Source organism: Clostridium fungisolvens (assembly GCF_014193895.1).
In the GTDB taxonomy this organism is placed as follows: Bacteria; Bacillota; Clostridia; order Clostridiales; family Clostridiaceae; genus Clostridium_AR; species Clostridium_AR fungisolvens.
This window is the reverse complement of sequence record NZ_BLZR01000001.1, coordinates 4,268,735-4,291,887: the sequence shown is the minus strand read 5'-3', so window position 1 is coordinate 4,291,887 and position 23,153 is coordinate 4,268,735. Positions and strand designations below refer to the sequence as shown.

Annotated in this window: 18 protein-coding genes, 8 tRNA genes and 1 other annotated feature; of the genes, 19 read left to right on the top strand and 7 right to left on the bottom strand. The window is 30.4% G+C overall.

Features of this window, described 5'->3' with window-relative positions; genetic code table 11:
* The first annotated feature begins 28 nt into the window (after positions 1–28).
* The 3 genes from bsdtw1_RS23555 to bsdtw1_RS18925 all read left to right on the top strand — a co-directional run bounded on the left by bsdtw1_RS23555 (position 29) and on the right by bsdtw1_RS18925 (position 3,586).
* Positions 29–715 (top strand): HD-GYP domain-containing protein, encoded by a 687-nt coding sequence (locus tag bsdtw1_RS23555; RefSeq protein ID WP_244638187.1) that lies wholly within the window; start codon positions 29–31, stop codon positions 713–715.
* Positions 716–1,460: 745 nt separating this feature from the next.
* Complete coding sequence (locus tag bsdtw1_RS18930; RefSeq protein ID WP_183279080.1) at positions 1,461–1,631, top strand: hypothetical protein; 171 nt, start codon at positions 1,461–1,463, stop codon at positions 1,629–1,631.
* A gap of 260 nt (positions 1,632–1,891) precedes the next feature.
* Complete coding sequence (locus bsdtw1_RS18925) at positions 1,892–3,586, top strand: M3 family oligoendopeptidase (protein WP_183279079.1); 1,695 nt, start codon at positions 1,892–1,894, stop codon at positions 3,584–3,586.
* A gap of 133 nt (positions 3,587–3,719) precedes the next feature.
* Here the strand turns inward: bsdtw1_RS18925 and thrS are convergent, their stop codons facing one another.
* Together thrS and bsdtw1_RS18915 are read right to left on the bottom strand one after the other, a co-directional pair.
* Positions 3,720–5,657 carry a threonine--tRNA ligase gene (gene thrS / locus bsdtw1_RS18920; protein ID WP_183279078.1) on the bottom strand — a complete coding sequence of 646 codons (1,938 nt, stop codon included), beginning with the start codon at positions 5,655–5,657 and terminating at the stop codon, positions 3,720–3,722.
* 147 nt (positions 5,658–5,804) lie between these two features.
* Positions 5,805–6,011: a binding site (T-box leader), on the bottom strand.
* 464 nt (positions 6,012–6,475) lie between these two features.
* A complete protein-coding gene (locus bsdtw1_RS18915) occupies positions 6,476–6,739 on the bottom strand; it encodes a hypothetical protein (RefSeq protein WP_183279077.1) in 264 nt (87 codons plus the stop codon).
* A gap of 182 nt (positions 6,740–6,921) precedes the next feature.
* Between bsdtw1_RS18915 and bsdtw1_RS18910 the strand changes: the two genes are divergently transcribed.
* The 3 genes from bsdtw1_RS18910 to bsdtw1_RS18900 all read left to right on the top strand — a co-directional run bounded on the left by bsdtw1_RS18910 (position 6,922) and on the right by bsdtw1_RS18900 (position 7,223).
* Positions 6,922–6,996, top strand: a tRNA-Gly gene (locus tag bsdtw1_RS18910).
* Positions 6,997–7,061: 65 nt separating this feature from the next.
* A tRNA-Leu gene (locus tag bsdtw1_RS18905) sits at positions 7,062–7,145 on the top strand.
* A 3-nt stretch (positions 7,146–7,148) separates the two neighbouring features.
* A tRNA-Gly gene (locus tag bsdtw1_RS18900) sits at positions 7,149–7,223 on the top strand.
* A 178-nt stretch (positions 7,224–7,401) separates the two neighbouring features.
* On the opposite strand, the gene bsdtw1_RS18895 is transcribed toward bsdtw1_RS18900, so the two are convergent.
* Positions 7,402–7,803, bottom strand: a complete 402-nt coding sequence (locus bsdtw1_RS18895; RefSeq protein WP_183279076.1) for an HNH endonuclease — start codon at positions 7,801–7,803, stop codon at positions 7,402–7,404.
* Between the two features lie 203 nt (positions 7,804–8,006).
* On the opposite strand from bsdtw1_RS18895, the gene bsdtw1_RS18890 reads away from it, so the two are divergent.
* The 10 genes from bsdtw1_RS18890 to bsdtw1_RS18845 all read left to right on the top strand — a co-directional run bounded on the left by bsdtw1_RS18890 (position 8,007) and on the right by bsdtw1_RS18845 (position 17,265).
* Positions 8,007–8,681 carry a hypothetical protein gene (locus bsdtw1_RS18890; RefSeq protein ID WP_183279075.1) on the top strand — a complete coding sequence of 225 codons (675 nt, stop codon included), beginning with the start codon at positions 8,007–8,009 and terminating at the stop codon, positions 8,679–8,681.
* Between the two features lie 55 nt (positions 8,682–8,736).
* Positions 8,737–8,813 (top strand) — tRNA-Arg (locus tag bsdtw1_RS18885).
* A 5-nt stretch (positions 8,814–8,818) separates the two neighbouring features.
* A tRNA-Gln gene (locus bsdtw1_RS18880) sits at positions 8,819–8,893 on the top strand.
* Positions 8,894–9,193: 300 nt separating this feature from the next.
* A tRNA-Gln gene (locus tag bsdtw1_RS18875) sits at positions 9,194–9,268 on the top strand.
* Positions 9,269–9,333: 65 nt separating this feature from the next.
* Positions 9,334–9,407, top strand: a tRNA-Gly gene (locus tag bsdtw1_RS18870).
* Between the two features lie 5 nt (positions 9,408–9,412).
* Positions 9,413–9,488 (top strand) — tRNA-Lys (locus bsdtw1_RS18865).
* Between the two features lie 536 nt (positions 9,489–10,024).
* Positions 10,025–10,378 carry a hypothetical protein gene (locus bsdtw1_RS18860; RefSeq protein ID WP_183279074.1) on the top strand — a complete coding sequence of 118 codons (354 nt, stop codon included), beginning with the start codon at positions 10,025–10,027 and terminating at the stop codon, positions 10,376–10,378.
* 258 nt (positions 10,379–10,636) lie between these two features.
* Positions 10,637–15,634 (top strand): alpha-amylase family glycosyl hydrolase, encoded by a 4,998-nt coding sequence (locus tag bsdtw1_RS18855; protein WP_183279073.1) that lies wholly within the window; start codon positions 10,637–10,639, stop codon positions 15,632–15,634.
* Between the two features lie 217 nt (positions 15,635–15,851).
* The gene (locus tag bsdtw1_RS18850; RefSeq protein ID WP_183279072.1) at positions 15,852–16,886 is read left to right on the top strand and encodes a sensor histidine kinase; all 1,035 of its coding nucleotides are present in this window, start codon (positions 15,852–15,854) and stop codon (positions 16,884–16,886) included.
* 1 nt (position 16,887) lies between these two features.
* On the top strand, positions 16,888–17,265 hold the full coding sequence (locus tag bsdtw1_RS18845) for a response regulator (RefSeq protein WP_183279071.1): 378 nt from the start codon (positions 16,888–16,890) through the stop codon (positions 17,263–17,265).
* Positions 17,266–17,329: 64 nt separating this feature from the next.
* Here the strand turns inward: bsdtw1_RS18845 and ispF are convergent, their stop codons facing one another.
* A complete protein-coding gene (gene ispF, locus bsdtw1_RS18840; protein ID WP_183279070.1) occupies positions 17,330–17,797 on the bottom strand; it encodes a 2-C-methyl-D-erythritol 2,4-cyclodiphosphate synthase in 468 nt (155 codons plus the stop codon).
* 252 nt (positions 17,798–18,049) lie between these two features.
* Positions 18,050–18,226, bottom strand: a complete 177-nt coding sequence (locus tag bsdtw1_RS18835) for a hypothetical protein (RefSeq protein WP_183279069.1) — start codon at positions 18,224–18,226, stop codon at positions 18,050–18,052.
* A gap of 184 nt (positions 18,227–18,410) precedes the next feature.
* On the opposite strand from bsdtw1_RS18835, the gene bsdtw1_RS18830 reads away from it, so the two are divergent.
* The 3 genes from bsdtw1_RS18830 to rluF are packed head-to-tail and all read left to right on the top strand — an operon-like array spanning position 18,411 to position 20,883.
* A complete protein-coding gene (locus tag bsdtw1_RS18830; RefSeq protein WP_183279068.1) occupies positions 18,411–19,022 on the top strand; it encodes a class D sortase in 612 nt (203 codons plus the stop codon).
* Positions 19,023–19,054: 32 nt separating this feature from the next.
* The gene (locus tag bsdtw1_RS18825; protein WP_183279067.1) at positions 19,055–20,077 is read left to right on the top strand and encodes an anti-sigma factor domain-containing protein; all 1,023 of its coding nucleotides are present in this window, start codon (positions 19,055–19,057) and stop codon (positions 20,075–20,077) included.
* A 26-nt stretch (positions 20,078–20,103) separates the two neighbouring features.
* Entirely contained in the window at positions 20,104–20,883 is a 780-nt protein-coding gene (rluF, locus tag bsdtw1_RS18820; protein ID WP_183279066.1) for a 23S rRNA pseudouridine(2604) synthase RluF, read from the top strand.
* 97 nt (positions 20,884–20,980) lie between these two features.
* On the opposite strand, the gene bsdtw1_RS18815 is transcribed toward rluF, so the two are convergent.
* Positions 20,981–21,901, bottom strand: coding sequence for a polysaccharide deacetylase family protein (locus bsdtw1_RS18815; RefSeq protein WP_183279065.1), 921 nt, complete (start codon positions 21,899–21,901; stop codon positions 20,981–20,983).
* Between the two features lie 166 nt (positions 21,902–22,067).
* The gene (locus tag bsdtw1_RS18810) at positions 22,068–22,988 is read right to left on the bottom strand and encodes a polysaccharide deacetylase family protein (RefSeq protein ID WP_183279064.1); all 921 of its coding nucleotides are present in this window, start codon (positions 22,986–22,988) and stop codon (positions 22,068–22,070) included.
* Positions 22,989–23,153 lie beyond the last annotated feature (165 nt).

Here is a 23,153-nt window from a genome sequence, read left to right as displayed (position 1 = left end):
TAAAGAAAACACACATTATTCAGCAGAATTGGTAGAAGCTTTCTTAAGGGTAGCTAGCCATACTAGTTTTTGGATTGATTTAAAAGATAATTTTATAGCAGTAGCCTTACAGAAAGTACAACCTAAGTATTCGGTTGATATTTCTTTTGAACAGATAAGATCTATAACTCAGGTGCTTTCAAGAATAATTGATTCTAAATCACAATATACTCAACAGCACTCTAAAGAGCTTTCTGAAAAGGTTGATGTTATGGCTCGATTTTATGACTACAGTGATGAAGAAAGATTTAAGTTGATAATAGCAGCTGATTTACATGATTTAGGTAAGTTAGCTGTTCCAAATGATATATTAGATAGTACTGGTTCGTTAAGTGAAGAAGAATTTTCAGTTATTAAAGAACATACTTATTATACTAGAATTGCTCTAGAGCAGATAACTGGTTTTGAAGATATTGCAGAATGGGCAGCTAATCATCATGAAAAGCTTAATGGATTGGGGTACCCTTTTGGAAAAAGTCATAAACAATTAGATTTTAATTCAAGACTAATGGGATGCCTTGATATTTATCAGGCACTTACAGAAGAAAGACCATATAGACGATCATTAAGCCATACAGAAGCAATGGATATATTAAATGATATGTGTAAGAATGGATTTGTAGATAGTAATATATGTAAGGATATAGATGTTTTCTTTTCAAATGTACATATATAAGTTTTGTTAAACAGTTAGGAATGTAATACTTATAAGTTTGATTTGTTGATAAAGAGGCAATATTCAAAACTATAATATAAAAAAATGAAAAAATATATTGACAAAGTTTGTGAAAGTATTATAATTTAAACATAGAGCAAAGGCGCTTTTACGATTAGAGTAGAAGCGCTTTTGTTTTATAAAAAATTAATTATGTTATTTCTTAATAATCATAATAATATATATAAAACCTTACTTTTCCCTTTCATGTGTGATAGATAATTCTATCACTTTTTTTTATTCTTTAGGAATTTATCACTCAATTATATTTGTAGATAATTATGCGAATAGACTTAGGAAACAATATAAGATAAAGAATAAAAAAAGAAGAATATGTCGCCTGCCAAAATTTCTTCACATACGTTCAGAAAAGGCAGATGCGCAAAAAAATCACTAAAGAAGATCGTTTTAGTGAATTTTTTGTTCCTGTATAAGAAATTATAAAATTTTCAAGGTAGCTAAACTTAGATATTTTAATGCTTTTATAAGTTTCTTATGGCTATACAGTAAAAAATAAAACTTATTCGCCTGCCAAATTTTCCTCATATTCATTCGGAAAGGCAGATGCGTTAAAAAAGCTCGCTGAAGAAGGTTGCTCCAGCAATTTTTTTTATTGGATCGGTAATTTATATTATATAGGTATAAAAAGTAGAAAATTAATGCAAAATAAATCCATAATATTCCTAGAAGATAGGGGAGATATGATATGTGGCTTTTTAAATATCTTTTTAGTAAGAAGTATAGAGAAAGATATTACAATAATTTAATTGCCAATATTACTAATACAGAATGTAACTTGGAAGAGGACGATAAATTATACATAGAAATGAACATTCCTCATAAAGATATTGTTGTCAATAAAGAGCATACCAGCTAAACTATAAAGCCTTCTTACCATAAGAAGGTTTTTTGCTTTAATGAACAGTTATAGATTTTTTATTCTATACCTATTGAAGTCTATGACGAGAAAGTGTCACATATAATATCAGAAAGAGGCATACGTACAAATTAATAAAAGTATTTTTATTGTTAAAATTTGTTTATAATCACTTTTATGGTATAATGTTAGCAATAATGTTAAAAATATACTTTTATTTTTAGTATAAAAGTAATTTATTAATACAGGGGGCATTAATAATGAAATTCAAGGAATTTAAGTATGAGAGACCTAATTATGAGGAAGTTAAAGAATTATTTAATTCTCATATAGCTACATTAAGAGACTCAAGTAGTTCAGAGGAACAATATGATTGCATAAAAAACATAAATGAACTTAGAAATCATATTCAAACCATGAGTACATTAACAAATATAAGACATACAATTGACACACAAGATCAATATTATGATGATGAACAAAATTATTGGGATGAATACTCTCCGCTATACGAGGAATTGAATTCAATATTTTATAAAGAATTAGTTAATTCTAAGTTTAGACATAGACTTGAGGAAAAGCTGGGTAAACAATTTTTTACTTTAGCTGAGTTTGCTTTGAAAGCATTTTCAACAGAGGTCATTGAGGATCTGCAACTAGAAAATAAGCTAGCGTCAGAATATACCAAGTTGATTGCTTCTGCAAAGATTCAGTTTAAAGGAGAAGAAAAAAATCTTTCAGGATTAGTACCTTTTATACAGAGTAAGGATAGAGAAGTTAGAAAAGAAGCTTCTCAGGCTAAATATGATTATTTCATACACCATGAAGCCGAGATAGATAGAATATATGATGATCTTGTAAAGGTAAGAACGAAAATAGCAAGAAAATTGGGATTTAAAAACTTTGTAGAATTAGGATATGTAAGAATGATGAGGAGTGACTATAATCCACAAATGGTTTCTAATTTTAGAAAGCAAGTCCAGGATTATATTGTTCCAGCAGCATCAAAGCTTTATGAAAGGCAAACTAAAAGGCTAGGTTTAGATGAGTTAAGCTATTATGATGAAAAATTCGAATTTTTAAGTGGAAACGCAATACCAAAAGGTGATCCAGAGTGGATAGTAGCTAATGGTGTAAAAATGTATTCGGAATTATCATCAGAAACTAAAGAGTTCTTTGATTTTATGGTGGATGGAGAATTATTGGATTTAGTTACTAAAAAGGGCAAAGCAGGCGGTGGATATTGTACTTATATACCAGATTACAAGTCTCCATTTATATTTTCTAACTTTAATGGAACATCAGGAGATGTGGATGTATTGACTCACGAAGCAGGGCATGCATTTCAAGTATATTCATCTAGATGGATAGAGATACCTGAGTGTAATTTTCCTACTTATGAAAGCTGTGAGATTCACTCTATGAGTATGGAGTTTTTTACTTGGCCATGGATGAATTTATTCTTCAAAGAAGATACAGACAAATATAAGTTTATACATTTAGGAAGTGCTATAAAGTTTATACCTTATGGAGTTACTGTTGATGAATTCCAACACTTTGTTTATGAAAATCCTGACATAACTCCAGCAGAGAGAAAGACAGCTTGGAGAGAAATAGAAAAGAAATACCTACCACATAAAAATTACGACGGTTGTGATTTCTTAGAAAGAGGGGGATGGTGGTTCCAACAATCTCACATATTTACCTCTCCTTTCTATTATATAGATTATACTTTAGCTCAAATCTGTGCACTTCAATTTTGGAAAAGAGCTAATGAAAATAGGGAAGAGGCATGGAAAGACTATGTAGAGCTTTGTAGAGTTGGGGGAACAAAATCATTCTTGGAACTAGTTAGTTATGCAAACTTGAAATCTCCATTTGAAGATGGTTGTGTAAGTTCAATAATAACTTCCATAGAGCAGTGGCTTGATTCAGTAGATGATAAGAAACTTTAATATTATAAAAGATATAAAATAAGGGGTTGCTACAAAAATATAAATTATAAAGTAGTGGTCTATATAATTTCTGGCAATAGAATGTATAGATATTGAATAAAAAAAATAGAACTCCCATAAGGAGTTCTATTTTTTAATGTTCTTTAGTAGCGTTTTCGTTAACTAATCTTTCGATAAATCCAGCTAATTCTAGTGAACCTTCATCGCCAGCTTTTCTGCTTCTAACAGATACTGAATTGTTTTCTACTTCCTTTTCTCCAACTATTAAAATATATGGAGTTTTTTCAACAGAAGCTTCTCTTATCTTGTAACCAATTTTTTCAGCTCTGTAGTCACCCTCAACTCTTATACCTTTAAGTCTCAATGCTTTAACAACAGATTCTGCATAATCATTATACTTATCAGATATAGGAAGTACTTTAGCTTGAACTGGAGCTAACCATGTTGGTAGGGCACCTGCGTATTTTTCAATAAGCATTGCTAGAGTTCTTTCGTAGCAACCAATTGAACTTCTATGGATTACATAAGGAAGTTTCTTTTCTCCATTCTTATCTATATAAGTCATGTTGAATCTTTCAGCTAGAGCAAAGTCGATTTGTACTGTTATTATAGTATCTTCTTTTCCGTGAACATTTCTAGCTTGAATGTCAAGCTTTGGTCCATAGAAAGCTGCTTCACCATCAGCTTCAACGTAATCAATTTCTAAATGATTAAGAATTTCTCTCATTAGGTTTTGAGTATTTTCCCAAGCTTCAGGATTGTTTATATATTTTTCTTTATCATTAGGATCCCATTTTGAGAATCTATAGGAAATATCATCTTGAATTCCTAATGTAGTCATAACGTACTTTATTAAATCAACTACGTCTTTAAACTCTTGCTCAACTTGCTCTGGAGTACATACAATATGACCATCTGCCAAAGTAAATTGTCTAACTCTTGTAAGTCCATGCATTTCTCCAGAAGCTTCATTTCTAAATAGAGTAGAAGTTTCTGCGTATCTAAGAGGAAGATCTCTATAGCTGTGTTGATCTGAATTATATATTGAAAATTGGAATGGACAAGTCATTGGTCTTAAACCAAATACTTCACTGTCATGTTCCTCATCGCCTAAAACAAACATTCCATCTTTATAATGTTGCCAGTGACCAGATATTTTATATAAATCACTCTTAGCCATAAGAGGAGTTTTTGTAAGAAGGTAACCTCTTCTTTCTTCTTCATCTTCTATCCATCTTTGAAGTACTTGAATAACCTTAGCACCCTTAGGCATTAATAGAGGAAGACCTTGACCTACATTTTCATCAGTAGTAAATAAACTTAACTCTCTACCTAATTTGTTATGGTCTCTTTTCTTAGCTTCTTCTAATGCTTCTAAATGTTCATCTAGTTCTGATTTTTTGGGGAAGGAAGTACCATATATTCTTGTAAGCATCTTGTTCTTTTCGTTTCCTCTCCAATAAGCACCTGCACTTCTAAGAAGTTTAAAAGCTTTTATTGGCTTTAAAGACATTAAGTGTGGGCCAGCACATAAATCAGTGAAGTCACCAATCTTATAGAAGGATATAACCTCATCTTCTGGAAGATCATTAATTAATTCTACTTTATAAGATTCATTTTTTTCTTCCATAAGCTTTAAAGCTTCTTGTCTTGGAAGTTCAAATCTTTCAATTGGAGCGTCTTCCTTTATGATCTTTTTCATTTCATCTTCTAGTTTGTTTAAATCAGCTGCTGAAAAAGAACTTTCTTTATCAAAGTCATAATAGAAACCGCTAGCTATAGAAGGACCTATAGCCAATTTAGTTTCTGGAAACAGTCTTTTAACCGCATATGCTAATATGTGAGATGTTGTATGTCTAAATGCATCCTTACCTTCTTGTGAATCAAAAGTACAAATGCTCAAGTTACAATCAGCATCAACCTTAAATCTTAAATCAACCACCTTGTCGTTAACGATGCCACAACAAGCTACTCTCGCAAGTCCTTCACTAATGCCTTTAGCAATTTCATAAACGGATAAACCAGCTTCAAATTCTTTAACTGATCCATCTTTAAGAGTTATTTTTACCATTTGTGAATCTCCCTTCATAATAAAATTTATATAATAGTCCTAAGTTTAAACTCATATTCCGTGGAAAACAGATAGAAGTACATTTAAATATAAATTAAACTTGAAAAGGACAGTTTTTAGACAAAATAAAAAACTCCCGTCCCTATATCAAGGGACGGGAGAATATCATTCCCGTGGTTCCACCCAAATTACTTGAAAAACAAGTCACTTTAGTAATCTTAACGCGATTTTCACGGACTTTATTAAAGTCACTCAGAGTTAGTTTTCAGCTAATTCCATATAAAAATACTCACAGCAAATGTATTTTCTCTCTGCAAATGTACCAAAGCTTACTCTTCTCTTCATAGAATTAAACTTAGCTATTTTTTATAAATTATAAGTTTATTTTATTTTAATGTCAAGTATTTATAGAGTTCCTAACTCAACTATTAATTTATACATGCCCGAAAATCCTCAGAAGCCAGGATTTTAGAACAAGTATAAATTAAGTTTCGATATAAGAACTCTTTATAGATGAACCACTTCATAATTAAATTTATGTTTTCAAACTCTCCGCTCAGAAACCAGAGGGGGGGTGAAAATAGATTTCGGATTGAAGTGTTTCATCTTTAAATAAGTCCTAATTAAAAACTATACAAAGTTTTCAATGTGTTCTTCTTTCTTAACTTAAAGAGATTTAGGGCGGTAGGAGACACTGTAAACCTAAATTATAATATTTGCATAACCTAGTTTGATTATGTAAACTTTTTTGTAAATATCATAATTTAGAGTTGTGAAGTATATAATAGAACAACATAGAAGAAATGTAATAGTGCTATTTATTTAAATCTCCATACTGCAGTTTGTGAGTTATATTCATTACAATAAGAGCTTTCGTAATTTAGAAATTCCAAGCCTAGTTCATTCTCATAATTGCTTATAAAACTTGTGAGCCCAATATTGTTTGTACTATAGGAGGGTGTATATGGGGAACCTGTAATCTTTTCTATAATTCCAATTGTAGTTATTTCTGAATAGTCATTGTATAGTTCAGTAAGTGCCCTTTTTACCTCTTCTAATAAGATTTCATCTAAGTTTTTCATGGGATAGTTCCTCCAAATATTATTTCTTATGAATTATATTAATAATAATTAGGTAATATAACTAATTTAAAAAAAATGACAAGTTAAAAAATCATTGATGTTTTAACTTACTAAATAGCAAAAATGTCACTATATATTTACAATGTATGATTAATATGGTAAAATGTTACTATAAATTATGAGCGGTAATAACTCAACGGCAGAGTGTCACCTTCCCAAGGTGAAGGCTGCGGGTTCAAATCCCGTTTGCCGCTCCAAAAAAATAATATAAAAAACTATTGATTTTATTTCTAAATAGTGTATAATATTTTTTGTGAGCAATGCAGATGTGGCGGAATTGGCAGACGCACTAGACTTAGGATCTAGCGCCTACGGCGTGGGGGTTCGACTCCCTTCATCTGCACCACTTGCGGAAGTGACTCAATGGTAGAGTGTCACCTTGCCAAGGTGAAGGTCGCGGGTTCGAGTCCCGTCTTCCGCTCCAAATAAAAAGCAGCTAGAAAGCTGCTTTTTTTATTTAGAAAATTATAATTCTATTTATAGAATAAAAGTGTTTGTGCTAATATTAAAATAGTCAAAATCATAAGAAGCTTTATGATTTTGACTATTTTAATATATTTTTATATTTATATACAAACAATGAGGTAGTAGTGAATATAATATTAGTAATTAGAAAGTATTTTTTCCAATATAAAATCCTCTATCATTTCACTAGTGTACGATTTTTGGCCCATTATTTGAAAAATAATATCTTTAGACTTATAACCTTCTTTAAACAGTTTTATATTTCTTACTAGCTTTTTTAAAGAATTGTTGTTTATATCTAATATCTTTAATAAATCAATAAAAGTATAATGTTCTTTAAATAAAATGGTTTGGAGTTTATCCTGTAATTCAACTTTATATTTTAAATTGACTGCATTATTTCTATGGGGGCCATCTTTGCCACGATGGTGGCTGTGGCATAAATATTTATAATTTAGCCTTATATCAAGTCCGCCTTCACTCTTATAAACAATATGATGAATATCTGCTGATTTTCCACAGATCTCGCATCGGTACATATGATTCCTCCTGAATATTTTATAATTATAAAATATCATGAACTATTGGTACAATCAAGCATATAAATGTTGAAAAGTTGGATTCCTATAACATAACTGGAAATGTTAAATCTAAAGCAAGTGGTTTTTTACATTGCATTATAAAATAATATGAAATATAATTAAATAGAAAAGGTTTACATATTTAGAGAGGAAGTGGTTAAATGATAGTAACTTATAACTCTATAGATTATTGGGATAAACTAGTAAGAAATAATAAAACTTTAAAATCTAGAATATTCGAAAATGAACCTATAACAGAAAAAACAGTATATATGCATTACGTAATTTTTACAAGAAAGTCTGGAATACAAAGTGTTTGGACACCAATACCTAAGGCTAAAATGTTATTAGGATATATACAATATTGCTTACTTCCAGAAGCATTTTATAAATGGATAGAAGGAAAATATAAAAATATAGCAGAATTCTCTCAATTGAATGCTGAAAAGATTATATCAGAGGGATTGAAGGACGGAAAGTTAAGTCAATCAGAGGCGGCTGTAATGAAAAAACAAATAGCGTTTATAAAATCATTGTGGGATGTTCCAAGCGATAAAGTTATGAAAGAGTTAAAAAAGTTTTCTAGAGAGTTCAATATGAGTTGGTTAGGAGACATAGATACATTCTTATATATGAAGGTATTTTCATCTGCATCTGAGTTAGGTCAATTTATTATAAATACTAACCTACAAACTGATAGTGAAGATGCCTTTGAGAAGAAGATAGGAATGAGTGAAGAGAAGTGGATAGAACTATGTAAGCAGGTTCATAAAAATCCAGTTAGTGGAGAAAAACTAAAGTTAACTTTAACAAGGGATTTGACAGAGATAGTCTAAAATATAACTATTGACATATTATAAAAGATATATTAAAATATATTTTGTTTGAAATGCGTCTTTAGCTCAGCTGGATAGAGCAACGCCCTTCTAAGGCGTGGGCCAGGGGTTCGAATCCCTTAAGACGCACCATATTTTGGGATGTCGCCAAGCGGTAAGGCAATGGACTTTGACTCCATTATCCGTAGGTTCGAATCCTGCCATCCCAGCCAAAGCACGTTATACGTGCTGTTTTTTTTATTCTTTAGATATTTATGCATCAAATATATCTGTGGATAATTATGAGAACATACTTATGATATAGTATAAGTTAAAGAATAAAAAAAGAAAAATATGTCGCCTGTAAGATTCTTCACATACGCTTAAGAAAAGGCAGACGCACAAAAAAATTTACTAAAGAAAATCACTTTAGCGAATTTTTTATTCTCTAAGATATAAAGATTTAAGATAATTTTTATATATGTATATATTTACAAATAATCGATCTAGTGATAAAATTAAAATGTTGACATTGGGGTGTCGCCAAGCGGTAAGGTAGCGGACTCTGACTCCGCCAGTCGTAGGTTCGAATCCTACCACCCCAGCCAAGTTATTAAAAAAAATGTTGACAAGTAGTTTGGAATTGATTTATAATATTTATAGAATTTAATGTGCGGGTATCGTATATCGGTAATACTCCAGCCTTCCAAGCTGAAAAGGTGGGTTCGACTCCCACTACCCGCTCCAAATAAGCACCATTAGCTCAGTTGGTAGAGCACCTGACTCTTAATCAGGGTGCCCCGGGTTCGAGTCCCTGATGGTGCACCAAAAATCATAATCATTCGATTATGATTTTTTTTGTTTTAAAAAATATTTAAAACAAATTTAAATAAAAAAATGTTTAAGAAACCTTCTCCAGTGAGCTTTTTTGCACATCTGCCTTTACGAAAATGGTAGATGTTTTTTGTTTTATAGCTTCGCTAATTTTAAGTTTCATTAAAGGTTTAATTATATGATTAATTAAAACAAATAATGGTTAGCCATTCTTAAGAAGGTTAAAATAAATAAACTATGAATTTATTTATAAGTATTATTAGACTACTTAGGTGCAAAATATAATTGAACCATTTCAATTGAACAGATAAAGTACTTCAAACCTTAGAGTCAAAATAAATATTTCGATGTTTCTACGAATCTTTATTTTGATAAGTTTCAATAGGAAGTAGTTTATCTATAATTTGGTGATTTAATAAGCTTACGAAAAATCACTTAATTTTAGAAATATTTCAAAACATATCATTAAATTATTAGTACTATAAGCTTTACCACGTTTAGGTCAAAAAGTTTTTAAGGAGGTAATAATTATGAATGATGGAAGAAAACAAGAAGTAGAAAATAGAATAAATCAGATAGTAGATACTGTTGAAAAGTATACAAGAACAGAAAGACATATAGAGCAAAATCAAGATATAATATCCTCTGAGCAAATGAAACATGCTGAAGAGATACAAGATGCGAGAAAAAGAGAAATAGACACCCTAAAGGACAAAATTGTATATGGAGACAATTATAAAGAAGATGAGCAGCAAAATATAATCGATAACATGATAAATGCTGCAGGATACATAAAGAATAATGGAGAAAATATGTCAACAAAAGACCTCAACAATATTAAGGATAAGCAAGCTAATAGAAAAGATCAACTAGAAACCTTCTAATTTTAGTCAAATTTAAATATGGACCACTTTGTAGTCAAGTTAATCCGTGATGGTTTTAACTATTTAACTACAAAGTGGTATTTTTATGTAAAGAGAAAGCTATAATTACATAATATGGAATTTCATATAAAAAGTATTTAAATAATTCATATGAATTCACAAATGAAATATTATTATGAACATGTATAATATAATTACAGTGCAAACGGTTTCGCATTGACATGCAATCGATTGCATGAAAGTATAAGGGGGATGAATATGAGAAAAAAGTATTACAAAGCTCTGAGTTTATTCGCTTGCCTAACATTATTTATTACTTTGTTTAGTAATATTTATGTGAAGCCTGTTATGGCAGAAGATGAAGTTGTTTTACAAGCTGATGCCATGGCAACCATTGTGGGAGATTTTTTTGCTGAGAAATCAGATCAGTGGAATCCATCTAATTTGAAAGGTCTTATGAAAGAATATAAAAATGGTATATATGAAACTTCATTAGACCTAAAAGCAGGAAGTTATGAATATAAAGTTGCCATGAATAAATCTTTTGATGAGAATTATGGCAAAGACGGAATTAAGAGTGGTGACAATATAAAATTAAACTTAGACATTGATACAAAGGTATATTTTAGATTAGATTATAAACAGAAGAAATTATATGATTCTATAAATAATGCAGATCAGTTTAAAACAAAAGCTATACTAACAGGTAACATAGACAATCTATTAGATGGTGGTAAGTCTTGGAACCCTGCAGATGATAATTTTAAGCTTGATTATATTGGTGGTGGAATCTATAGTAAAACTTTTCAAATAAAAGATTCTGCTAAAGCAAATGATTACGAGCTCCAATATAAAGTGGCTTTTAATGGTGCATGGGGTAATGGAGAGGTTGGAAATAACGGAGATAATGTAAAGGTAATCATACCAAAAGGAACTAATAAAATAACTATTTTTGCAGATTATTTACAAGGATATGCAAGCAACGATATAGCTGTGCCAGAATATTTAAAAAGTCCATCACTGATTGGAACTATAAGACAGAGTGGACAATCTATTGATTGGAAAACTGATGAAAAGGGCTGGGAGCTATATCCATTAAATAATACAGGATTGTTTGTATATTCAGGATATTTTGCCAGTGGTGGTGATTTTGAGTATAAGATACTTAATAACTATTCTTGGGATGACGGAGGAATTCCATCAGGACCAAATGTAAAAATAACAATACCAAGTGGTGGAAAACAGGTAGTCTTTGTTGCTGATGAAAGGAACAAAACTGTTTATGATTCTATAAATGACTATACAAAAGTAGCTGAATTATTAGGACTCAAAAGTGTTCCTAAGCCACCAGTAGAATTAAGTGGGCCAGTTTTAAATGATAATGGTACTGTGAAGTTTTTATATAAAGACTTAAATGCCAAGGAAGTTTATTTGGCTGGAGATATAACAAATTGGCAGAATAATAAAATTAAGATGGTTAAAGATGCTGATGGAATATGGTCAACTTCAGTTAGAGTTGGTGATGTTGCAAAGGAAATCCAATATAAATTTATAGTTGATGGCAATTGGATAACGGATCCATCAGTACAAGATCAAAAGGATGGTAACTCTATATATAAGTTTGCAGGTTTTTCAGGTAGAAAAGTAGTTATAGCAGGTACTATTCAAACTGTTGCAGGAGAATCAGCATGGACTGCCGGATCAGATAAAACTGCAATGGAATATGTAGGAGATGGAAAGTATAAACTTACTTTAAAAGATGTTCCATCTGGAAGTTATGAATATAAGATAGCCATGGGGAGCTGGACTGAAAATTATGGACAGAAGGCTGTAAAAGATGGCGCTAACATTCCACTTGTTGTTTCAAAGGCTGGAGATGTTACATTTTACTATAACGATGACAGTCACTTTGTGGTTGATTCGACAAGTTATACAATGGTGGATGCCTTTATAACTGGTCCTGAACTTTCTGAAAAAGTTAAGCTTGAGGATAATGATTATAAAGGAATTTATTCAGCTGAACTAAGTTTGAAAAAGGGAATTCATGATCAATTAGTAATAGAATGTGGTGATAAAACTTATAAGGTTAATCCTATAGAACTTTCAGAAGATAAGCTAGTATCAATAAACTTTGATCCAATAACTGAGACAATTTTTAATGATGCAGCTACAGTGAAGATTAATGAAAATGAAGTTTCGTTTGATTCTAAAAGTTCAGATTATAAAATGCCATTTGGTGCAGCAAAAGAAGGAGAAGAATTAACCTTCAATTTAAAGGCGGCTAAAGATGATTTAACAGAAGCAAAGATAATTGTAAAAGGGCCAGAAGGAATAAACAAATATGAAATGAGCAAGAATGGTACCTTTGATGATAGCCACGATAAATGGACTGCTAAGTTTACACTTAATACAATAGGACAATACACCTATTATTTTGTTATATCCAATGGATCAGATGTAAAAACCTATAGTGATGATGATGGGTATTTTGGAACAGGTAAGGCTGGAGATTTATCATCAGTCTTAGAGTATGGTTTAAATATTTATAAAAAAGATTTTAAGACTCCAGATTGGATGAAAAATGGTGTTGTATATCAAATATTCCCTGACAGATTCTTTGATGGAGATACTGATAATGATTTCTTGCAAAAGCTTTCAAGAGGAATGACTCCATATGAATTCTACACAAACTGGTATAGCATAACGGAAGATCCTGAACTTGAATATTTAAAAGATAAAGATGGAAATGTGATAAAAGATGAAAATGGAAATCCAAAGATAAACCCTGACTATAAGGGAACTGTAGGTGACGGTAACTGGAGTAATGAAATGTACGGCGGAGACCTTAAAGGGGTAGAAAAGAAACTTGATTACCTTAAGGCTCTTGGGGTTAACATACTTTATTTTAACCCTGTTGGACAATCTATTTCCAGCCATAGATATGATACTACAGACTACTCAAAGGTAGATCCTTTGCTAGGAAATATGCAAGACTTTGCAAACCTTACAAAAGCAGCTAGTGAAAGAGGTATGCACATAATACTAGACGGAGTGTTTAACCATGTATCTGATGATTCCGTGTACTTTGATAGGTATGATAAATATATGGCTAAGAATAAGCCAATAGGAGCATATCAATATTGGTCAAGAGTTTATGATTTAATGAATTTACAAAATCTAAGTCAGCAAGATGCTGAGAAGCAAGTTACTGCTGATTTGGCTTCAAAGGGAATAACAGATCTTCACTACAAAGATTGGTTCAAGGTTGAGAATAAAAAGGTAGATTCAGGTCTTTCAACTGAACATTACAGCTACGAAGGCTGGTGGGGATATGACTCTATGCCAGTTATTCAAGCGTTAAATGGATCAGAATATCAAGTTAAATCTTGGGCAAATGAAATAATTGATGGACAAGATGCAATATCTAGATTATGGTTAAGACAAGGTTCAAATGGCTGGAGATTAGATGTTGCAAATGAAGTTTCAGATGAAACCTGGAGAAATTTCAGAGGTGCAGTTAAGTCTGAAGGCGACAATGTCATAATAGGAGAAATTTGGACTGATGCATCAAGATATATCCTTGGCGATATGTATGATTCAGTAATGAACTATAGATTTAGAGGTGCAGTTCTTGATTTTGCAAAAGGAACTAAGGATGATAATAAAACCGTAACTTCGGCTACAGATTCAGTAAAAGAATTAGAAAAGATGAGAGAACAATATCCAAAGGAAGCTTTTGAAGCAATGCTTAATTTAGTTGACTCTCATGATACTCAAAGAGTTTTATCTGCATTAGATGGTTGGCAAAAAAGTCAAAGAGGAATTGCAGGTGAAGCATCAGAGTTAGCTAAACAAAAGCTAAGATTAGTTCCTTTCTTACAAATGACTTATCCAGGAGCGCCATGTATTTATTATGGTGATGAAGCAGGAATTGTTGGTGCTGATGATCCAGATAATAGAAGAGGTATGATATGGGGAAAAGGGGATAAGGATATTGTAGAATGGTATGCTACTTTAGCAAATATAAGAAATGCATATAGTGTTCTTAGAACAGGAGATATAAACCCAATTGAGGTAGATAACGCTAATTTAAATGATATAATAGCATTTACTAGAACAAATGAAGAAAATAAAGCCTTAGTGGTTGCAAATAGAAAGACAACTGTAGTAGAAATAACTTTAGAAGCTAAAGGAATAAGTGATGGGACTAAGCTAACTAATATACTCAACAAAAATGAAAGCTATGTAGTAGAGAATGGAAAGGTTACAGTTAAAGTTCCAGCGGTTGGTGGAGTAATACTTGTAGATAAAGTTAAGGATATAACAATAAATACAGATGCATTAAAAGATGCTTATGATCCAAGCTTTATCGTAAAGGAAACTAAGGCACCTATAAGTGATAAAGATGTTATAGCAGAAATAGCTAAGGAAGCTAATGCTGGCAAAGAAGTGCTTGTTTCAAACCAGATTGAAGAAGTAGCTAAAGCTATATTCAGCGCAGCAGCAAAGAACAATGTTAAGCCAGTAATACAAAGAGGAGACACTACAATAACTATTGAAGACTCAAGTAAGCTATATGACATTCTTGCTAACTCTGGACTTACAGGTTTGGTATTTAGAACTTATGATAATTTAGAGAATCAAGATGCTTTAAAGAGTATAAAAGAAAAATATTCTCTGGGATTAGCTTTTGAATTAAGAATGGACAATAATCTTCCAGAAGGTAAGTTTGGAACTGATGTAACTGTAAAGCAAAAGATAGATAGTGAGTATAATGATAAAGCTCTATATGTTTATTATATCGACAAGACTGGTTCGCTAAATCTTATTAGTAAGAGTACTGTTAAAGATGGATATATTTCTTTTGTGACTACACACTGTAGTGACTATCTAATTACAGACAAAAAGCTTGAAAGCACAAATACTGATAATAATGGTGGTAATACAGGAAATAACAATAGTGGAAACAATAATGGAAATAGTAACAACAATAACAATAATAATAATGCAAATAGTAACAATGGTAATACTGGAAATGGTAGTTCATCAAATAATGGACAGAATAATGGTGGTTCAACAGGTAATGGTGTAACTGCGAACTCAGGAAATAATGGCAGTGTAGCTAATGGGGCTGGAGTGAGCAAAATAGCTAAACTTGGAGGTATATCAACTATAACAATATTATTATTTGCAACAGTATTTATTGTAGCAGGGTCATTATTAGTAACAAAAAGAAAAAAGCCGTTGAATAAGTAGCTAGTATGAGTTAAAATTACATTATAATGAAGTTAAGGGGGCGTGTCATAAAGGCAGGCCCTCTTCACGTTATATTTATAGACAGTAAAGTTAAGATTGTCGGGATGATAAATTTAAATCTTATAATTCCTTAATATTGATTTATTGTTAAAGAATCTAGAGCATTAATTTTAAAAGTAATCATTTTAGATATTTATTAAAACCTTTGGAGGTATTTATGTTCAATAACAAGATAAGCAGATTTAAATTAATATCTTTAATAATAATCATGCAGGTAATTGTAATAGTTATATGTTATTATTGTCTAAACATTATGGAGAATTTTAAATACAGCATAATATTATTTTGTAGTATATTAATAGTAGTAACAATTATATTGTTTATAGCTTATAATTTAAAAAGGAATGAAATAAAGAAACTTGAAAATATAATAAGTGAACACGAAAATACGATAAATAAATTGATAGTCTATAAAAAAAGTGAAGAAGAGCAGTTTGAGCTGTTATCAGATGTATCTCATGAGTTAAGAACACCACTTACATCTATTATAGGATTTGCAAAGATAATAAATAGAAGACTTAATAAGGTGATAATTCCATTTATAACAAATGAAAATAATAATGAGCAGAGTGATAAAAGCGAAATTAGTAAAGCGGTTTTAGGTATCAATAAGATAAGCGAAAATATAGAAATTATAATATCAGAAAGTGAGAGATTGACTTCACTTATAAATAATTTACTGGATTTCTCAAAGCTTAGATCAGACAAAATTGATTGGAAAGTAGAGAAGACAGATTTAAGAGAGGTAATAAGTAAAGGTATACTGATATCTTATTCTCTTTTAGACAATAAGGATTTAGAACTAAATGATGAAATCGATGAAAATATCCCCTTTGTATATGTGGATAAAAATAAAATTTTACAAGTTATAATTAATCTACTATCTAATGCAATTAAGTTTACTGAAAGAGGAAAGATAATTTGTAGAGCAAAAATGTATAATAAAAATGAAGTTCTTATAAGTGTTGAAGATACTGGATCAGGTATACCAGAGCAGTATTATACAAAAATCTTTAGAAGATTTGAGCAGATTCCAAATGATTCCCAAAAGACTCAGGGGTCAGGTCTTGGACTAGTCATATGCAAAGCAATTGTAGAAAAGCATGGAGGCAGTATTTGGCTTGAGAGTGAGGTAAATAGAGGAAGTGTTTTTTATTTTACTATACCTGTAAATCAGACAGAAGGTGAATAATATGAAAAAGTTAATGATAGTAGATGATGATAATAATATAAGGTTATTAATAAAACAGACTCTTGAAGAACTAGAGGGTATTGAGATTAGTGAAGCAAATAATGCTGAGGATGCTCTATATATGGTGCAGCAGATTAAACCAGATTTAATTCTGTTAGATGTTACTCTACCTAATATGAATGGATATCAATTTGTTGAGAAAATAAAGCAGTCCCCAGAGCTTGAAAATATTAAAATATTTATGATAACGGCAAAAGCACAAGAAAAGGAGATAAATAAAGGCATAGGGCTAGGAGCGAATTTGTACATAACAAAGCCTTTTGATCCAGAATATTTACTTATAAATACCTGTGAATATTTAAATATAAATATTGAATAAAGATAAATCACCTAACTAGCAGACTTGAAAAATAAGCTGTTAGTTAGGTGATTTATTATTTAAATTAATCTATTAAACATATAGCTTGTGCAGATATACCTTGCCCATTACCCGTGAAGCCCAAACCTTCTTCAGTAGTTGCCTTTACATTAACTTGATCTATAGAAATACCTAAAGTAGAAGAAATATTTACTCTCATTTCATAGATGAAAGGAGCAAGTTTAGGTCTTTGAGCAATAACAGTGGAGTCTATATTAACTATTTTATAGTTATGATCTAATAGCAATTTGTTTACTTCCGAAAGTAATTTTATACTAGATGCTCCTTTAAACTTGTCATCGGTATCGGGAAAGTGCTTTCCAATATCACCTAATGAAGCAGCTCCAAGTAGTGCATCCATAATAGCATGAAGCAGTACATCAGCATCTGAGTGCCCTAATAGACCAATGTGAAATGGAATGTTTACCCCACCCATTATAAGGTCTCTTCCTTCTACAAGCTTATGAACATCGTATCCCATGCCTATTCTCATGTTTATCACCTCAAAATCATATTCAAATAGTATTCTACCATAAAAACATTCTTAAGGTAATAGACAGCTTTCAGACTTTTATAAGTAGCACTTGAGGAATATTAATTAGCAATAAATATTTTTTTAGTTAGTTTTGAACATAAGGGTTTTATAGTGTAAAGTATAAAAAATATATTAACTTATATAGCATGTGAATCCGTAAAAACAATAATATTATAAACAAGTGTTTTATAAACGTTTACAAAGAGCCTGTTATAAAATAGTATTAGCTTTATATACAGTATCTAGATATTTTCTTGAGTTTGACTTACCAGAAAAAATCCTTTTAAATCCTACGACTAATTTTCTAAAGAATGATGTTTTGCACTCTTCTGAGGTAATTACTTTCTTTCTCTGGGCAAAATCAACATATACTACATTATTTTTCATGGTATCACCTCACTACATATTTTATAATAATATTATAACATAAAATTGTATGAATATTAAGAAAAAAACTGTTAATAACGAAGTCATTTTATTCTATAGACTTTTTATATGATTAAAATTAAGAACAAGTCTATGTTATAATATAGTATATGATTAAATTTTCAAAATGAGTAGGGGGAAGTGTATGAAAAAGAAAATTATTAATATAGTAGCAGTTATATTAATAGTATCAGGAATAACAATGATAGGTGCAACTATTTTTATGAAATATACTGCCCATAAAAGGCAAGCTGAACTAAGAGCATCCTTTGAGAAAATGGATGATGATAGTAAAAGTAATTTAGGATCAAATGAAGATAAAACTACATCGAAAGATTCTAATAGTGATAATAAAAATAATCAATCTAATGTTAAACCAATAGCGCTGCTTATAATACCTAAAATTGATATAAATGTTGCAGTTGGAGAAGGGACAGATGATGATTTACTCAGATATGCAGTTGGACATTTTAAAAACACTGCATTACCAGGAGAAAAAGGAAACCTATGTCTAGCAGGACACAGAAACTTTACCTATGCAGAATATTTTAAAGACTTAAATAAGCTTGAAAAAAACGATGAAATAATAGTAAAGACTAAGGATAAAGAATTTACTTATTTAGTAACAACAAGTTTTATTGTAAATCCAGATGAGGTAGATGTGTTAAGTCCTACGAAGGATGAGACAATAACACTGGTTACATGCACTATTGGAGCTAAACAGAGACTTATTGTGAAAGGAAGCTTAAAGAAATGAGTTTTACTTTAAGTTTATAGGAAGTATTAAAAATGGATGGATTCAGTAAAGACAAATATATATTTTCATCAAGACCTAAGATAAAGGTCGTTAAAGATATTGACTTTTCTTACGGAAAGCAAGTTTCATTATTTGTTAAAGAGTTAAGATTATATGGGATTACAAATAAAAATCTTATAAATAGAACACCTAAATACGAAACAAGAAATTATTTGCTAAATATAGCTTTATTTGTAGTAGAGAATAATTCTCTTTTTGAAGAAATTGTTTCAAAAAGAGACATACAGATTTCTAAGCTTTCAAGAGTTACAGGTGCTTCTAAGAGTATAATTGAAAATTGGAGAGATTATTTAATTTCGTATATTGTATTACTTTCTAACCCAAATTATATTAATCTTAGAGAGTATATTAATATCCAAGAGAGAGCTGATAATGAAGTTGGTATATCAACTAATGTAAACCTAACTCCAAATGATATGGAGTACACAGGGATTTCTATAAAAAATGAAAAAAGATATTCAGATATCCTAACTAGTATGGGAGAATTTATTAGAATAAAGAATAATGATTCAGATAAAAAAATAGGACAAGAGTTGGATGGAAAAGAAAGAAAAACTTTTAAGCATTATAGCAAAATAGTAGCATTTTTAGCTGTTATTATTATAGTTGCAAGTTCAGTAGCTATTTATTTATATAATGAAAATTATACAACTTTAGTTATTAATTCAAATGCTAAGATTGTATTTGAAATAAATAGATTTGGTAGAATAAATGAAGCTTACTCTCAAAACGCCAATAATCAAAACATGATTGATGACTTAAAGTTGCAGCATGATAATGTTGATGATGGGGTTACTAAGCTTTTTAAATATCTAAATGAACAGAAAAAGTTATCAGATAAAGATATATTACTAGTTATTTCTGGGCATAAATTAGATGATGGTGATTTGCAAAACTTAGAGCAATATATACGAGATAATAATGAACAAAAGGATAATAAGAAAATTAAAATAACCATAAATAATATGGGCAACGAAAAAAAGATAGATTACTAACTGTTGTACTGAAAGGAATTTCATAGATGAAGAGCAACATCAAGAAGAAGAATGTAGTTATACATAATGAAAAAAAAGAAGAATTAAGGATAAATAAGTATATAAGCGAGACAGGTATATGTTCTAGAAGGGAAGCTGATAAGTTAATAGAACAGGGAAGAGTAACTATAGATGGTCAAATTGCTACCACTGGAACTAAAGTAGGATTAAATCAAAAAGTTTTAATAGATGGAAAACCAATTGCAAAAGAAAACGAAGCGGTCTATATAGTTTTAAATAAGCCTGTCGGTATAACCTGTACTACTGAAAAAAAGATTAAAGGAAATATAGTGGATTTTGTGAATCATAAAAAGAGAATATTCCCTATTGGAAGGTTAGATAAAGATTCACAAGGACTTATTTTACTAACTAATGATGGGGATATAGTTAATAAGATTTTAAGAGCTGGTAATAACCATGAAAAAGAGTATATTGTAACGGTAAATAAACCTATTACAGATGAATTCATAACTAATATGGCTAAAGGAGTTCCTGTTTTAGGAGTCATAACAAAGAAGTGCGTTGTAAAAAGAGAAGGCAAAAATGTATTTAGAATAGTGCTCACCCAAGGGCTAAATAGACAAATCAGAAGAATGTGTGAGTATTTTGGTTACAAGGTTGTAAAGCTAGAAAGAATAAGAATAATGAATATTAATCTTGGAAACTTGAAGATTGGACAGTGGAGAGAACTAAACCGTAAAGAGATAGACGGCATAAATAAGTTGATCTCTGATTCAGTAAAAACTGAAGAAGCCTCTACACCTTAATCCACAGATCGCATTGAATTAGAAATTTCTAAAGAATAAAAAATGGGCATTTACTATTAACATGAGTTAAAAGTTTAAATGCCCATTTTATTTTGAGTTATTTTTTCTTAGTATTTAATATCTTAATAAAATCATTTAGTGAATGCTTATTTCCTATGTATAACCTATCTAAATTATATATGTTATCTTTCTTATCTGCTAAGGTTAATGTATTGCTTTGAAGATTAAAAGACATTTTGTATCCAACTTGTTCTGCTGCCTTTTTTGAATCTTCACTTAAGTTAGAAGATGAGAAAGCTACATAACTTATAGTTTTACCTAGAAATCCTTCAAGAGTCTGTTTTGATTTCTTTAACATATCAATTTGTTTATCTATATTAAGTTTGGATGTATTAGAAACTTCACCAAAATGGTTTTGTATATCTATACCATAGTTTGAAAGCTCTTTAAGTTGTTCAACATTTAAATATGCCGGATTATTTATGGAACCACTTATCATAAATATAGTAGCCTTAAAGCCAAATTCCTTTAGTATAGGAAAAGCATATGTATATGTACCTACATAACCATCATCGAAAGTAATAACTATTGATTTCTCTGGGATACCCTTATCTTCTTTGAAATAACCATAAAGCTCGTCCAATGTTATTGGAAAATAACCATTATCTTTTAAGTATTTCATTTGTTCCTTGAATTTAGCAGGGTCTAGAACTAAATCTGTTCCTTTAACTGGATTTATATCATGATAGCATAAGATAGGTAATCCATTGTCATCTTTTGTAAGCTTTAATCCTGAAAATCTATCTTTATTAGAATTATCTGTTGAAGTCTCTTTAGTATCAGCAACAACCTTATCCGTAGTGCTTGGTACTTCAGTGATTTCTTTTGCAGTAATTTTTATCTCTGGAGTAGAGGAGCTAATATTTTTTCTTGCTGACTGACCTGTGAAAACAACAAAAATAATAGATATAGCAAGAATTATGCATGCTATAGATAAAAAGGTATCCTTCTTTTTCATATCATCCATCCTTTTTACATGTAATATTTAAAGCTTATTTAACACCCATATTATAACATAATAAGTGGCATTTCTACAAATTAGCAATAGATATCAAAAGGAAGGAGGTTATATAAAGATGAACCAGTTCGATCCGAAATGGTTCATCTTTATATACTTGAAAAGTTTAAGTTCGTTTCAAAGTAACTATTCTTATGAAATCGCTCATAGAAAAATTGTTGCCTATGTAAAACCTATCTAAGTTGTATATGTTATCTTTTTTATCAGTTAAAGTTCCTTGAACATTAAAAGCCATTTTATATCCAGCAGCAGCAGCTGCCTCCTTAGCATTATTATTTAGTTTACCGTATGGATATGCTATATAGTTAATTGGTTTGTTTAAGAGTTTTTCAAGTGAATATTTTGATTCCTTCATTATATCAATCTGTTTTGATAAACTGAGCTTGGTAAGATCTGAATGATCTGTAGTATGACTTTCTATATCAATGCCATATTCTGAAAGCTCTTTAATTTGACCAGAAGTTAAGTATGAATCCTTATCCACACACTCACTTATCATAAATATAGTTGCAGTAAACCCGAATTCTTTAAGTACAGGGTATGCATATGTATAATTACCTATATAGCCATCATCAAAGGTTAGTACTATTGATTTTGATGGGATGGCTGTATTTTCTCTTAAATATCCGTAAAGCTCATCCATTGTAAGTGTAAAATAGCCATTGTCTTTTAAGTATTTCATCTGTTGCCTAAATTTATCAGGATTAAGCAAAAGATTATTACCTTTAGTAGGATTAACATCATGATAGCATAAAATCGGAATACCAATGTCAGCGGTAGTAAGGTTAGCACCGTCGAATTTAGTAAGAACACTTTCAGTAGTGAAAGTGCATCTTTCTATAGAATAGGTATCACTAGATATCACAGATTTTATGGGGATATTTTCATTTTCTTGAGCAATTTTCAATTGTGGCAAAAAACCTAACTTTTTTTCAATTCTTAATGATTGCCCAATTAATACAACTAAGATAATTAATGCCGTAACAATTATACATGCTATAGATAGTAACGAATCTTTTTTATTCATAAGAAATCTCCTTTATCGTGAAGTTTATAAATATAAAACTGTATTTCAAATTTTATATAGCAAAATTAAGCCTATATAGATCTTTTTTTACTTTGGGTCCAAATAAAACCACTATAGTTATTATATTTAATGAAAATAAAATTATTCAATATATATATTACATAT

Excerpts from the sequence above, each read along its gene's own strand:
- bsdtw1_RS18930 (WP_183279080.1), top strand. The coding sequence starts at position 1,461 with ATGTGGCTTTTTAAATATCTTTTTAGTAAGAAGTATAGAGAAAGATAT.
- bsdtw1_RS18925 (WP_183279079.1), top strand. The coding sequence starts at position 1,892 with ATGAAATTCAAGGAATTTAAGTATGAGAGACCTAATTATGAGGAAGTT.
- thrS (WP_183279078.1), bottom strand. The coding sequence starts at position 5,657 with ATGGTAAAAATAACTCTTAAAGATGGATCAGTTAAAGAATTTGAAGCT.
- bsdtw1_RS18915 (WP_183279077.1), bottom strand. The coding sequence starts at position 6,739 with ATGAAAAACTTAGATGAAATCTTATTAGAAGAGGTAAAAAGGGCACTT.
- bsdtw1_RS18895 (WP_183279076.1), bottom strand. The coding sequence starts at position 7,803 with ATGTACCGATGCGAGATCTGTGGAAAATCAGCAGATATTCATCATATT.
- bsdtw1_RS18890 (WP_183279075.1), top strand. The coding sequence starts at position 8,007 with ATGATAGTAACTTATAACTCTATAGATTATTGGGATAAACTAGTAAGA.
- bsdtw1_RS18860 (WP_183279074.1), top strand. The coding sequence starts at position 10,025 with ATGAATGATGGAAGAAAACAAGAAGTAGAAAATAGAATAAATCAGATA.
- bsdtw1_RS18855 (WP_183279073.1), top strand. The coding sequence starts at position 10,637 with ATGAGAAAAAAGTATTACAAAGCTCTGAGTTTATTCGCTTGCCTAACA.
- bsdtw1_RS18850 (WP_183279072.1), top strand. The coding sequence starts at position 15,852 with ATGTTCAATAACAAGATAAGCAGATTTAAATTAATATCTTTAATAATA.
- bsdtw1_RS18845 (WP_183279071.1), top strand. The coding sequence starts at position 16,888 with ATGAAAAAGTTAATGATAGTAGATGATGATAATAATATAAGGTTATTA.
- ispF (WP_183279070.1), bottom strand. The coding sequence starts at position 17,797 with ATGAGAATAGGCATGGGATACGATGTTCATAAGCTTGTAGAAGGAAGA.
- bsdtw1_RS18835 (WP_183279069.1), bottom strand. The coding sequence starts at position 18,226 with ATGAAAAATAATGTAGTATATGTTGATTTTGCCCAGAGAAAGAAAGTA.
- bsdtw1_RS18830 (WP_183279068.1), top strand. The coding sequence starts at position 18,411 with ATGAAAAAGAAAATTATTAATATAGTAGCAGTTATATTAATAGTATCA.
- bsdtw1_RS18825 (WP_183279067.1), top strand. The coding sequence starts at position 19,055 with ATGGATGGATTCAGTAAAGACAAATATATATTTTCATCAAGACCTAAG.
- rluF (WP_183279066.1), top strand. The coding sequence starts at position 20,104 with ATGAAGAGCAACATCAAGAAGAAGAATGTAGTTATACATAATGAAAAA.
- bsdtw1_RS18815 (WP_183279065.1), bottom strand. The coding sequence starts at position 21,901 with ATGAAAAAGAAGGATACCTTTTTATCTATAGCATGCATAATTCTTGCT.
- bsdtw1_RS18810 (WP_183279064.1), bottom strand. The coding sequence starts at position 22,988 with ATGAATAAAAAAGATTCGTTACTATCTATAGCATGTATAATTGTTACG.